The organism is Streptomyces sp. NPDC048420 (assembly GCF_040651535.1).
Classification (GTDB): domain Bacteria; phylum Actinomycetota; class Actinomycetes; order Streptomycetales; family Streptomycetaceae; genus Streptomyces.
The window spans coordinates 19,197-31,344 of sequence record NZ_JBEZKG010000014.1; the positions used below are offsets into that span (position 1 = coordinate 19,197).

Below are 12,148 nucleotides of genomic sequence, written 5' to 3' on the forward strand. Positions count from 1 at the left end.
GGGCCCCTGCTGTGTCTCGCGCCGGTCGGCGTCGCCGTCAGTCGGACGGTGCCCAGTAGTCGACGAGGGTGGCCACACCTGGCTCCAGGGTCTTCCAGGGGCCGCTGAAGGTCAGGACGGCGAAGGCCGCGGCTGGGAAGCCGCGGCCGTCCATCCGCTGGCGGGCATCACCCTCGGCGGCGCCCGCGAGGATGTCGGCGAGGCCCTGCACACCCGGGTTGTGGCCGATCAGGACGGCGTTCTGGACGTCGTCCGGGGTTTCGTTGAGCACGGCGATCAGCTCGCCGGGAGAGGCCTCGTAGACCCGCTCCTCGTAGACGGTTTTCGGCCGGTGCGGGAACTCCTGCACGGCGAGTTTCCAGGTCTCACGGGTCCGGGTCGCGGTGGAGCAGAGGGCCAGGTCGAAGGAGATGCCGGAGTCGACCAGCCTCCGTCCGGCTTCCGCTGCATCTTTTCGGCCCCGGTCGGCGAGCGGCCGCTCATGGTCGGTGACCTGTGGCCAGTCGGCTTTCGCATGCCGGAAAAGGACAATCCTGCGGGGTTCTGCGACGCTCATGGGATCCAGCTTCGCATGAAACAGGCCATGGGGCGCAGGGAGTTGACGGGCGGCTTTGTGGGTGTTCAGCGCGCTGTCAGCTGCTGCACGTGCTCCAGGAACCGGGTGACGGCGGGGTCGCCGGAGGCGGCGTGCGCGTCGGAGGGGTTGAGGATGAGCGTCAGGAGCACGACGAAGGCAAGCGTCGGCAGGACGAGGGCCCACCAGGGGAGCCGGATGTCGACGCCGCCCCTCGACGCCGGGTGGGGCGGGGTGTGCGTAGGGGCCGCCATGAGTGCCTCCGCTGGTCTTCGAGTCCGCCGTGGTCCGCTTCTCGCGGTCACATCTCGAAGGTACGGAAGCGCCGGCCCTCAACCCATCCGGTGATCCACCCAGTTGACCCTGACACTCGCCCCCTAGGGGATCGGGGGGTTATCCCCACCCCCTCAGGGCGAGGCGATCGTCGCGATGATCGCGATGACGACGAAGATGGCGAGGAACGAGCCGAAGACCAGCAGCATCTTCTTCTGGCCGTTCTGGGGGTTCGGGTCGAGCACTGGCATGCGGCCAGTCTCGCACCCCGCTCTCTTACCGAGACTGCCGGGGTGACCTCACCGGGCCGCCTCGTCCTCCACCGTGCGGTCGCGGCCCGCGAGCACCCCGACCGCCATCTGCGGGAGCATCAGGCCGACCATGAGCGCGATCGGCAGGCCCCAGCCGCCGCTGTGCTGGTAGAGCACGCCGACCAGGAGCGGCCCCGGGATGGAGATCAGATAGCCGGTGCTCTGCGCGAAGCCGGACAGCTGGGCGACGCCCGCGCCGGTCCTGGCCCGCATGCCGACCATGGTGAGCGCCAGCGGGAAGGCGCAGTTGGCGATGCCCAGCAGGACGGCCCAGGCCCAGGCGCCGGCGGCGGGGGCGAAGTAGAGGCCCGCGTAGCCGGCGAGACCGCAGACGCCGAGGACGATCACGATCGGGCCCTGGTGCGGCAGCCGGGTGGCCACGCGCGGGATGACGAAGGCCAGCGGGACCCCCATCACCATCGTGACGGCCAGCAGCAGCCCGGCGGTGCCCGCGGACACGCCCGCGTCCCGGAAGATCTGCGCCATCCAGCCCATGGTGATGTAGGCGGCGGTGGCCTGGAGCCCGAAGAAGACGGCGAGTGCCCAGGCGGTCCGGCTCCGGGTGATCCGCAGCGCGGGCTGCTCCACGCGTGCGTGCACGTGCCGGACCTCTCCCGCACCGTCCACGCGCGCGTGCACGTGCCGGGACACGCCCTTCGCGGCGGGCGCCGGCCCCCGGTCCCGTACGAGCGGAATCCACGGCAGTACGGCCGCCGCGGCCAGCCCCGCCCACACCGCGAGCCCGGACTGCCAGCTCCCGCCCAGCGTGTCGGCCACCGGCACGGTCACGGCGGCCGCGGCCGCGGTGCCGAGCGCGAGGGCCATCGAGTACAGGCCGGTCATGGAGCCGACCCGGTCCGGGAACCAGCGCTTGACGATGACCGGCATCAGCACGTTGCTGACGGCGATGCCCATGAGGGCGAGGGCGCTGGCGGCCAGGAAGCCCGGCGTGGAGCCCATGTACGGCCGTATGAGCAGGCCAGCGGTGATGGCGACCATGCCCGCGCACACCACCGCGCCCGGGCCGAAGCGGCGGGCCAGGCGGGGTGCCATGACGCCGAAGACGGCGAAGCACAGCGGGGGCACCGAGGTGAGCAGACCGGCCAGGGTGCCGCTCATGCCTAGTCCGTCGCGCACCTCTTCGAGGAGGGCACCGAGGCTGGTGATGGCGGGGCGGAGGTTGAGCGCGGACAGGACGATGCCGACGACGACCAGGCGCACCGCCCACGCGCGCGGGGCGGGCACCACGGCTCCCTTCTCCGGTGTGGTCGCGGAAGGGTGGGCGGTCGTGGACTTCAGTGTCCGGGTTTCCTCGCGTGCCATGACACCCATCATAGAATCATGGGATGATTGGTTGTCCATCCCCGGGGCGTCCTCGTCCGCCCCGCCCGTGCGAAGGTGTGCCATGCCCCTGAGCCATCCCCGCCGTTCGGCGTTGTCCGAGCAGGTCATCGCCGCGCTGCGCAACCAGATCACCTCGGGCGAGTGGCCGGTCGGCTCCCGGATCCCGACCGAGCCCGAGCTGGTCGAGCAGCTGGGGGTCGCCCGCAACACCGTCCGTGAGGCCGTCCGCGCGCTCGCGCACAACGGTCTGCTGGACATCCGCCAGGGCTCGGGGACGTACGTCGTGGCGACCAGTGAGCTGGCCGGTGTGATGCACCGCCGGTTCGCCGACGCGGACCCCCGGCACATCGCCGAGCTGCGCTCCACGCTGGAGTCGTCCGCGGCGCGGCTGGCCGCCGAGCGGCGCACCGAGAAGGACCTCAAGCAGCTCGACACGCTGCTGGTGCGGCGCGAGGAGGCCTGGGAGTCGGGCGACGCGGAGGCCTTCGTGACCGCGGACGCCACCTTCCACCTGGCCGTGGTGGCCGCCTCGCACAACGACGTGATGACCGAGATGTACGCGGACCTCGGCGAGGTGCTGCGGGACTGGCTGCGCGAGGACGTCGGCGAGGAGCTGACGCCGGAGACGTACATGGACCACACCCGGCTCGTCGACGCGATCCGCGCGGGCGACGCACCGGCCGCAGCCGAGGAGGCGGGCGGCTATCCCTTCCTGTGCCGTCCGGGGAGGTTCACAGCGCCAGCTTCCGGTGACTGACCCACACCGACGCGACCTCTTTCCAGCACCGGCCGGTCAGCCGCACGGTCTGCGCGGGCCCGGCCTCGACCTCGGCGCCGTCGCTGTCGAGGTCCCACCAGCGGTCGCACTCGATGTGCAGGCGGACGCCGTCGGTGCGGGGATAGGGGTTGTGGCAGTAGGCGGTCACCCGGGATCCGGTGACCCGGCTGTAGCAGGAGGCGCCGAACGGCTCCGGCGCGGCGGCTTCGCGCACCTCCACGCGTGCGTGCGGCTTCGCGTCGTAGGGCATCGCGTTGTACGGCAGGGACATCACGAGACAGACGGCTGCGGTCACTGAGGCCGGACTGCGGGACAGGCGCACAAGGGGACCTCCTCGGCCGTGCTGGGGAGGAAAGCGCGGGTGAACGCGTAATCCACAGTGCCCAGTTGTGGCCGTGCCGCGCCCGGCCTGATACGCCGAACGGGTGAGGGCCCGCACCCATGACAGGTGCGGGCCCTCAGCAGGAGTGTCAGGCGCCGATGGCGTGCAGCCCGCCGTCCACGTGGATGATCTCGCCGGTGGTCTTCGGGAACCAGTCGCTCAGCAGGGCGACGATGCCCTTGCCGGCCGGCTCCGGGTCCTTGAGGTCCCACTCCAGCGGGGAGCGGTTGTCCCACACGGAGGCCAGGTCGGCGAAGCCCGGGATGGACTTGGCGGCCATCGAGGCGAGCGGGCCGGCGGAGATGAGGTTGCAGCGGATGTTCTGCTTGCCCAGGTCGCGCGCGACGTAGCGGCTGGTGGCCTCCAGGGCGGCCTTGGCCGGGCCCATCCAGTCGTACTGCGGCCAGGCGTACTGCGCGTCGAAGGTGAGGCCGACGACCGAGCCGCCGTTCTGCATCAGCGGCAGGCAGGCCATGGTGAGCGACTTCAGGGAGTACGCCGAGACGTGCATGGCGGTGGCCACGGACTCGAACGGGGTGTTCAGGAAGTTGCCGCCGAGCGCGTCCTGCGGCGCGAAGCCGATGGAGTGCACGACGCCGTCGAGGCCGCCGAGCTCCTCGCCGACGACGTCGGCCAGGCGGCCCATGTGCTCGTCGTTGGTGACGTCGAGCTCGATGACCTTGGTGGGCTTGGGGAGCTTCTTGGCGATGCGCTCGGTCAGCGTGGGCCGCGGGAACGCGGTCAGGATGATCTCCGCGCCCTGCTCCTGGGCCAGCTTCGCGGCGTGGAAGGCGATGGAGGACTCCATCAGCACACCGGTGATCAGGACGCGCTTGCCCTCGAGAATTCCGCTCATGGTGTTCAGTGACCCATTCCCAGTCCGCCGTCAACGGGGATGACGGCTCCAGTGATGTACGAGGCGTCGTCCGAGGCGAGGAACCGCACCGTCGCGGCAACCTCCTCGGGCTGCGCGTAACGACCGAGCGGCACCTGCTTCACGATGCTCTCGCGCTGCTCGTCGGTGAGCACCTTGGTCATGTCGGTGTCGACGAAGCCGGGCGCGACGACGTTGAAGGTGATGTTGCGCGAGCCCAGCTCACGGGCGAGCGAGCGCGCGAAGCCGACCAGCGCGGCCTTGGAGGCGGCGTAGTTGGCTTGGCCGGGGCCGCCGTAGAGGCCGACGACCGAGGAGATCAGGACGACCCGGCCCTTCTTGGCACGCAGCATGCCGCGGTTGGCGCGCTTGACCACGCGGAAGGTGCCGGTGAGGTTGGTGTCGACGACCGAGGTGAAGTCCTCCTCGGACATCCGCATCAGAAGCTGGTCCTTGGTGATGCCGGCGTTGGCGATCAGGACCTCGACCGGGCCCTGCTCGGCCTCGATCTCCTTGTAGGCCTGCTCCACCTGCTCGGAGTCGGTGATGTCGCACTTGACCGCAAGGAAGCCGGCCGGCGGCTCACCCGAGCGGTACGTGATGGCGACCTTGTCGCCGGCGTCGGCGAAAGCGCGGGCGATGGCGAGGCCGATGCCCCGGTTGCCTCCGGTGACGAGAACCGAGCGGCTCAACGGATCACCCTTTCCATAGGGGTATGACACATCCGCCCGAACACCTGGAGGACAGGCGGCTTCTCCGAAAACCTATCGGGCCGCTCCCGCCGGAGGACATTCGGGCACCGACAGTGGCTTACGGGACTCACTGTCGGGTCCCTACAGAAAGTTGCCGACGGCGGTCGGAAACGTGTGGTCCGCGGACCGTTCGCCGCGACATGATCGGGGCAACCGTCGCCCACCCTCATCCCGACAGGAAGAGACCCAGGTGCCTCATACCATCGACGAAGCCTTCACAGCGCTTCCCCTACGTGCCCTCGCCGACGCCGCGCTGGCACGCGCGCGTGCGCTCGGGGCCGAGCACGCGGACTTCCGGTTCGAGCGGGTGCGCAGCGCGTCCTGGCGGCTGCGGGACGCCAAGCCCGCGGGTTCCTCGGACACCACCGACCTCGGGTACGCGGTGCGGGTCGTGCACGGCGGCACCTGGGGCTTCGCGTCGGGCGTGGACCTGACGCTGGACGCCGCCGCCAAGGTCGCCTCGCAGGCCGTGGCCATGGCGAAGCTCTCCGCCCAGGTGATCCGCGCGGCCGGGTCCGACGAGCGGGTGGAGCTCGCCGACGAGCCCGTGCACGCGGACCGTACGTGGATCTCGTCGTACGAGATCGATCCCTTCACCGTGCCCGACGAGGAGAAGGCGGCGTTGCTCGCGGACTGGAGCGCGCGGCTGCTGGGGGCGAACGCGGTCAACCATGTCGACGCCTCGCTGCTCACCGTGCACGAGAACAAGTTCTACGCCGATACGGCGGGGACCGTGACCACGCAGCAGCGCGTGCGCCTGCACCCGCAGCTGACCGCCGTCTCGGTCGACGAGTCCAGCGGCGAGTTCGACTCCATGCGCACCATCGCGCCGCCGGTCGGACGCGGCTGGGAGTACCTCACGGGCACCGGCTGGGACTGGGAGAGCGAACTGGAGCAGATCCCCGAGCTCCTCGCCGAGAAGATGCGGGCACCCAGTGTCGAGGCGGGCCTGTACGACCTGGTCGTCGACCCGTCGAACCTGTGGCTGACCATCCACGAGTCCATCGGCCACGCCACCGAGTTGGACCGCGCGCTCGGCTACGAGGCGGCCTACGCCGGCACCTCCTTCGCCACCTTCGACCAGCTCGGCAAGCTGCGCTACGGCTCCGATTTGATGAACGTCACCGGGGACCGCACCGCCGAGCACGGCCTCGCGACCATCGGCTACGACGACGAGGGCGTCGCGGGTCAGTCCTGGGACCTGGTGAAGGACGGCACGCTCGTCGGCTATCAACTGGACCGGCGGATCGCGAAACTGACCGGGTTCGAGCGCTCCAACGGGTGCGCCTACGCCGACTCCCCCGGGCACGTCCCGGTGCAGCGCATGGCCAACGTGTCGCTCCAGCCCGATCCCGCCGGGATGTCCACGGAGGACCTCATCGGGAGCGTGGACCGCGGGATCTACGTCGTCGGCGACCGGTCCTGGTCGATCGACATGCAGCGCTACAACTTCCAGTTCACCGGCCAGCGGTTCTTCAGGATCGAGAACGGGCGGATCACCGGGCAGCTGCGGGACGTCGCCTACCAGGCGACCACGACCGACTTCTGGGGCTCGATGGCCGCGGTGGGCGGCCCGCAGACCTACGTCCTCGGCGGCGCCTTCAACTGCGGCAAGGCCCAGCCGGGCCAGGTCGCGGCCGTGTCGCACGGCTGCCCGTCGGCCCTGTTCAAGGGCGTCAACATTCTGAACACCACGCAGGAGGCCGGTCGATGAGCCCGCGTACCAACAAGCCGCACGAGATCGTCGAGCGGGCCCTCGCGCTGTCCCGGGCCGACGGCTGTGTCGTGATCGCCGACGAGCACTCGACCGCCAACCTGCGCTGGGCGGGCAACGCGCTCACCACGAACGGCGTCACGCGCGGGCGCACGCTCACCGTCGTCGCGACCGTCGACGGCAAGGAGGGCACCGCCTCCGGGGTCGTCTCCCGGTCCGCGGTGACCGCGGACGAGCTGGAGCCGCTGGTGCGGGCCGCCGAGGCCGCCGCGCGCGGTGCCGGGCCCGCCGAGGACGCCCAGCCCCTGGTCACCGGTGTACCGGAGTCCCCGGACTTCACGGACGCGCCCGCCGAGACCTCCTCCGCCGTCTTCGCCGACTTCGCTCCGGCGCTCGGTGAGTCCTTCGCACGCGCGCGTGCGGGCGGCCGTGAGCTCTACGGCTTCGCCAACCACGAGCTCGTCTCGACGTACCTGGGCACGTCCACGGGGCTGCGGCTGCGCCACGACCAGCCCAACGGCACGCTGGAGCTGAACGCCAAGTCGCCGGACCGTACCCGCTCGGCCTGGGCCGGTCGCTCCACGCGGGACTTCAAGGACGTCGACCCGGCGGCGCTGGACGCCGAGCTCGCCGTACGCCTCGGATGGGCCGAGCGGCGTGTCCCGCTGCCCGCCGGGCGGTACGAGACGCTGCTGCCACCGACCGCGGTCGCGGACCTGCTGATCTACCAGCTCTGGTCGGCGTCCGGCCGGGACGCGGTCGAGGGACGGACGGTGTTCTCCAAGCCCGGCGGCGGCACCCGGGTCGGAGAGTCGCTCACCGACCTGCCGCTGACCCTGCGCAGCGACCCGAACGAGCCGGGCCTGGAGACCGCGCCGTTCGTCGTCGCGCACTCCTCCGGAGGCGACCAGTCGGTGTTCGACAACGGCCTTCCGGTCGGGTCGACCGAGTGGGTACGGCAGGGCACGCTGGCGCATCTGACCACCACCCGGCACAGCGCGGGCCTGACCGGGCTCGCCGTCGCCCCGGCGATCGGCAACCTGATCCTGGACGGCGGCCAGGACCGCTCCCTGGAGGAGATGGTCGCGAACACCACGCGCGGGCTGCTGCTGACCTGCCTGTGGTACATCCGCGAGGTCGACCCGGCCACGCTGCTGCTGACCGGGCTGACCCGGGACGGGGTGTACCTCGTCGAGAACGGCGAGGTGACCGGCGAGGTCAACAACTTCCGCTTCAACGAGTCGCCGGTCGGCCTGCTGGGGCGGGCGACCGAAGCCGGGCGCACCGAAAAGACGCTGCCGAGGGAGTGGAGCGACTGGTTCACTAGGGCTGCGATGCCCGCGCTGCGGGTGCCCGACTTCAATATGAGCTCTGTCAGTCAGGGCGTATAACCTCGTAGCCGGTAGTCGTTCGGCTGCCCGAGGATCTTTTCAAGGAGATACGAGAACCGTGACGGACATCGTCGACGAGCTGAAGTGGCGCGGGCTGATCGCCCTCTCCACTGACGAGGACGCATTGCGCAAGGCGTTCGCGGACGGTCCCGTCACGTTCTATTGCGGCTTCGACCCGACCGCGCCCAGCCTGCACCTCGGCAACCTCGTGCAGATCCTGACGATGCGCCGGATCCAGCAGGCGGGCAACCGTCCGCTGGGCCTGGTCGGGGGCGCCACGGGTCTGATCGGCGACCCGAAGCCGAACGCGGAGCGCACGCTGAACGCGCCCGAGGTCGTCGCCCAGTGGGTCGAGCGGCTGCGCGCGCAGATCGCTCCGCTGCTGGGCTTCGAGGGCCCGAACGCCGCGGTCATGGTCAACAACCTGGACTGGACACAGGGCCTGTCGGCCATCGAGTTCCTGCGGGACATCGGCAAGCACTTCCGCGTGAACAAGATGATCGCGAAGGAGGCCGTGGCCCGGCGCCTGGAGTCCCAGGAGGGCATCAGCTACACCGAGTTCAGCTACCAGATCCTGCAGGGCATGGACTTCCTGGAGCTGTACCGGCGGCACGGCTGCACGCTGCAGACCGGCGGCAGCGACCAGTGGGGCAACCTCACCTCGGGCACCGACCTGATCCACAAGGTCGAGCCCGACGCCGTGGTGCACGCGCTGGGCACGCCGCTGATCACCAAGGCCGACGGCACCAAGTTCGGCAAGACGGAGTCCGGCACGGTCTGGCTCGACCCCGAGATGACCACGCCGTACGCCTTCTACCAGTTCTGGCTGAACGCGGACGACCGGGACGTCTCCAAGTTCCTGCGCATCTTCAGCTTCAGGTCCCATGAGGAGATCGAGGAGCTGGAGAAGCAGACCGTGGAGCGTCCGCAGGCGCGCGCGGCGCAGCGGGCGCTGGCGGAGGAGCTGACGACTCTGGTGCACGGGGCCGACCAGACGGCCGCCGTGATCGCCGCGTCCCGTGCTCTCTTCGGGCAGGGCGAGCTGGCGGAGCTGGACGACGCGACGCTGGCGGCCGCGCTGTCCGAGGTGCCGCACATCCAGGTCGCCGAGCTCGGGCCGGTCGTCGACCTGTTCGCCGAGGTCGGTCTCGTGGCCAGCAAGTCGGCCGCGCGGCGGACGGTGAAGGAGGGCGGGGCCTACGTGAACAACGTGAAGGTCACGGCCGAGGACGCCGTCGCCGCCGAGGCGGACCTGCTGCACGGGCGGTGGCTGGTGCTACGCCGGGGCAAGAAGAACCTGGCGGCGGTCGAGGTCACGTCCGCGTAGCTCTCGTACGTCGATGGGGGCGCCCTCCGCGCGGAGGGCGCCCCCATCGACGTACCGCACTCAGGTGCGTCGTTTCCTCTTGCCCAGCGTCGCCATGTAGAGCATGTCGCCGACGGCGACGATGATGATCGCGGCGATGAGCTGGAAGACGTGGCGGCTCCAGTCGATGCCGGAGGTCTCGTCCACGCCGAACCCGCGTGCCATGGCGTTGCCGGCGACGGCGCCCAGCATGCCGAAGATGGTGGTCAGCCAGAGGGGACTGTGCTGCTTCCCGGGGATGATCGCCTTCGCGATCAGACCCAGCACGAATCCCACGATGATCGCCCACAACCAGCCCATGGCTGCCTCCTCGTACGGCTCTACGTGAGCATTACGGCCAGTGTCGGTCCGTTCGCGCTACGGCGCATGTCGGGTAGGGCCGTACGCGCTGCGAGTGAGGTCGTCCGCCCAGGCGGGAGGTGCCCCGGTCTCGTAGGCGGCGCAGGCGCGGCGTAACGTGGAAGGTGTCCTGGCCCGGTATCTCCACCGGGCGGGGAGCGGATGCGGGGCGGGGAGAGTCCGATGCGGGCGGATGGTGGAATGTGATGCGGAAGCAGCATGCCGGTGGCAGCGCCCAGGTGTTCCGGATCACCGGCGCCCGGACCGGTCTGCAGGAGGACGTGCGCGGGCGTCAGCGCCGGTACGTCATCTCGATGACGGTTCGTACGCTGTCCGTGGTGCTCGCGGCCACGCTCTGGAACGTCGAACGGCACGTGGCGATCGTTGCGCTGGTGCTCGGGGCGGTTCTGCCCTATATCGCCGTCGTCATCGCCAACGCGGGGCGGGAGAACGCGCCGTCGCTGCCCTCGACGTTCGTGACCGCTCCGACCCGGCCGATGATCATGCCGCCGCGGGCGGACGGGGACTTCGCGGAACCGGTGCCGGAAGACGGCGCGGCCGGGTCGGCCTCGGGTGTACGGGGCGGGCCGCACGAACGGACGTGAGAGGTTTACTCAGTACCAAGCTCAAGAAAAGCTCAGATCAATCATGTTGTTCCAGTGCCGGGCCAAGGGTTACCCGTGACATACTTCGTACGCGCTCCGCATCCCCCGTCGGAGCGACAGACCGACGCCGGGCAGCTCCCCCCGTGGCTGCTCGGCGTCGCCTTTTCCCCCTGCTTTTTCCCCGCTTGTGAGACACCGCTGTGAGTGACGAGACCCCGATCTGCTCCGCGAAGGGCTGCCGCGTCGACGCCGAGTGGGTGCTCGCTTGGAACAACCCGAAGATCCACACGCCGGAGCGGCGGAAGACCTGGCTGGCCTGTGAGGAGCACCGGGAGCATCTGTCGCAGTTCCTCGGGGTGCGGGGCTTCCTCAAGGACGTAGTGAAGTTCGAGGACTGGCGGGCGCCCGAGGGGGCCTAGCTAGCCGCCGATCGCCGACATCGGGCGGTCCGGCTGAACGAAAGACGGGTCGTCCAGGCCCGCGCCGGCCTTCTTGCCCCACATCGCCTCGCGCCAGATACGGGCGACCTCCTCGTCACCGGCGTCGGAGCGCAGTGCCGCTCGCAGGTCGGTCTCCTCGCGGGCGAACAGGCAGGTGCGTATCTGGCCGTCGGCCGTGAGGCGGGTGCGGTCGCAGGCGGCGCAGAACGGGCGGGTGACCGAGGCGATAACGCCGACCACATGCGGGCCGCCGTCGACCAGCCAGCGCTCCGCGGGGGCCGAGCCGCGCTTGTCCGCGCCCTCCTCCGTCAGCTCGAAGCGGGTGCGCAGGGAGGTCAGGATGTCCCCGGCGGTGATCATGCCGTCTCGCTTCCAGCCGTGCTGGGCGTCCAGGGGCATCTGCTCAATGAAGCGCAGTTCGTAGTCGTGCTCCACGGCCCAGGCCAGGAGGTCCGGGGCCTCGTCGTCGTTGAGCCCCGGCATCAGGACGGAGTTCACCTTGACCGGGGTCAGACCCGCCTCGCGGGCGGCGTCCAAACCTTCCAGGACGTCCTTGTGCCGGTCCCTGCGGGTGAGTGTCTTGAAGACGTCCGGGCGCAGGGTGTCGAGGGAGACATTGACCCGGTCCAGGCCCGCCGCCTTGAGGGCGGTCGCGGTGCGCTTGAGGCCGATGCCGTTGGTGGTGAGGGACATCTGGGGGCGGGGCCGGAGAGCCGCGACGCGCTCGACGATGCCGACCAGACCGGGGCGCAGCAGGGGCTCGCCGCCGGTGAACCGGACCTCCTCGATGCCAAGGGAGGTGACGGCGATGTCGATCAGGCGGACGATCTCGTCGTCGGTCAGCAGGTCCGGCTTGGCCAGCCACTGCAGGCCCTCTTCCGGCATGCAGTACGTGCACCGCAGATTGCACCGGTCGGTCAGCGAGACTCTCAGGTCGGTGGCGACCCGGCCATAGGTGTCGATGAGCACGTGGGCCCCCTCCCTCGTCGCGGATCAGTGCCGGAT

General features: G+C 70.3%; 15 protein-coding genes. 6 read left to right on the forward strand and 9 right to left on the reverse strand.

The window, feature by feature from the left end; all coding sequences use genetic code 11:
* Positions 1 to 37: 37 nt before the first annotated feature.
* The 4 genes from AB0D34_RS26540 to AB0D34_RS26555 form a co-directional block, all read right to left on the reverse strand.
* Positions 38 to 556, reverse strand: coding sequence for a histidine phosphatase family protein (locus AB0D34_RS26540; protein WP_362665490.1), 519 nt, complete (start codon positions 554 to 556; stop codon positions 38 to 40).
* 65 nt (positions 557 to 621) lie between these two features.
* On the reverse strand, positions 622 to 828 hold the full coding sequence (locus AB0D34_RS26545; RefSeq protein ID WP_362665492.1) for a hypothetical protein: 207 nt from the start codon (positions 826 to 828) through the stop codon (positions 622 to 624).
* 153 nt (positions 829 to 981) lie between these two features.
* Positions 982 to 1,098 (reverse strand): SGM_5486 family transporter-associated protein, encoded by a 117-nt coding sequence (locus AB0D34_RS26550; protein WP_123759839.1) that lies wholly within the window; start codon positions 1,096 to 1,098, stop codon positions 982 to 984.
* 48 nt (positions 1,099 to 1,146) lie between these two features.
* On the reverse strand, positions 1,147 to 2,493 hold the full coding sequence (locus tag AB0D34_RS26555) for a CynX/NimT family MFS transporter (RefSeq protein WP_362665494.1): 1,347 nt from the start codon (positions 2,491 to 2,493) through the stop codon (positions 1,147 to 1,149).
* Positions 2,494 to 2,563: 70 nt separating this feature from the next.
* Here AB0D34_RS26555 and AB0D34_RS26560 point away from each other — a divergent pair, with 70 nt between their 5' ends.
* Complete coding sequence (locus AB0D34_RS26560) at positions 2,564 to 3,259, forward strand: FadR/GntR family transcriptional regulator (RefSeq protein ID WP_362665496.1); 696 nt, start codon at positions 2,564 to 2,566, stop codon at positions 3,257 to 3,259.
* On the opposite strand, the gene AB0D34_RS26565 is transcribed toward AB0D34_RS26560, so the two are convergent.
* From AB0D34_RS26565 to fabG, 3 genes are all read right to left on the reverse strand, one after another.
* Positions 3,234 to 3,602 carry a hypothetical protein gene (locus AB0D34_RS26565; protein WP_362665498.1) on the reverse strand — a complete coding sequence of 123 codons (369 nt, stop codon included), beginning with the start codon at positions 3,600 to 3,602 and terminating at the stop codon, positions 3,234 to 3,236. The genes AB0D34_RS26560 and AB0D34_RS26565 overlap by 26 nt on opposite strands.
* A gap of 148 nt (positions 3,603 to 3,750) precedes the next feature.
* Positions 3,751 to 4,518: an enoyl-ACP reductase FabI gene (gene fabI, locus AB0D34_RS26570; RefSeq protein WP_062024245.1), complete on the reverse strand. Its 768-nt coding sequence runs from the start codon at positions 4,516 to 4,518 to the stop codon at positions 3,751 to 3,753.
* A 5-nt stretch (positions 4,519 to 4,523) separates the two neighbouring features.
* A complete protein-coding gene (gene fabG / locus AB0D34_RS26575; RefSeq protein WP_362665500.1) occupies positions 4,524 to 5,228 on the reverse strand; it encodes a 3-oxoacyl-[acyl-carrier-protein] reductase in 705 nt (234 codons plus the stop codon).
* Between the two features lie 250 nt (positions 5,229 to 5,478).
* Here fabG and AB0D34_RS26580 point away from each other — a divergent pair, with 250 nt between their 5' ends.
* The 3 genes from AB0D34_RS26580 to tyrS are packed head-to-tail and all read left to right on the forward strand — an operon-like array spanning position 5,479 to position 9,720.
* Positions 5,479 to 7,002, forward strand: a complete 1,524-nt coding sequence (locus AB0D34_RS26580) for a TldD/PmbA family protein (protein WP_362665502.1) — start codon at positions 5,479 to 5,481, stop codon at positions 7,000 to 7,002.
* Complete coding sequence (locus AB0D34_RS26585; protein WP_362665504.1) at positions 6,999 to 8,393, forward strand: metallopeptidase TldD-related protein; 1,395 nt, start codon at positions 6,999 to 7,001, stop codon at positions 8,391 to 8,393. The genes AB0D34_RS26580 and AB0D34_RS26585 overlap by 4 nt, the downstream gene beginning before the upstream one ends.
* A gap of 58 nt (positions 8,394 to 8,451) precedes the next feature.
* On the forward strand, positions 8,452 to 9,720 hold the full coding sequence (gene tyrS / locus AB0D34_RS26590) for a tyrosine--tRNA ligase (protein WP_362665506.1): 1,269 nt from the start codon (positions 8,452 to 8,454) through the stop codon (positions 9,718 to 9,720).
* Between the two features lie 60 nt (positions 9,721 to 9,780).
* Here tyrS and AB0D34_RS26595 read toward each other — a convergent pair whose 3' ends face one another.
* Positions 9,781 to 10,059 carry a GlsB/YeaQ/YmgE family stress response membrane protein gene (locus tag AB0D34_RS26595; RefSeq protein WP_362665508.1) on the reverse strand — a complete coding sequence of 93 codons (279 nt, stop codon included), beginning with the start codon at positions 10,057 to 10,059 and terminating at the stop codon, positions 9,781 to 9,783.
* A gap of 245 nt (positions 10,060 to 10,304) precedes the next feature.
* On the opposite strand from AB0D34_RS26595, the gene AB0D34_RS26600 reads away from it, so the two are divergent.
* Positions 10,305 to 10,703, forward strand: a complete 399-nt coding sequence (locus AB0D34_RS26600; protein ID WP_362665510.1) for a DUF3099 domain-containing protein — start codon at positions 10,305 to 10,307, stop codon at positions 10,701 to 10,703.
* 200 nt (positions 10,704 to 10,903) lie between these two features.
* The gene (locus AB0D34_RS26605; protein WP_362665512.1) at positions 10,904 to 11,122 is read left to right on the forward strand and encodes a hypothetical protein; all 219 of its coding nucleotides are present in this window, start codon (positions 10,904 to 10,906) and stop codon (positions 11,120 to 11,122) included.
* On the opposite strand, the gene moaA is transcribed toward AB0D34_RS26605, so the two are convergent.
* The gene (gene moaA / locus AB0D34_RS26610) at positions 11,123 to 12,112 is read right to left on the reverse strand and encodes a GTP 3',8-cyclase MoaA (protein WP_362665514.1); all 990 of its coding nucleotides are present in this window, start codon (positions 12,110 to 12,112) and stop codon (positions 11,123 to 11,125) included.
* Positions 12,113 to 12,148: the final 36 nt, after the last annotated feature.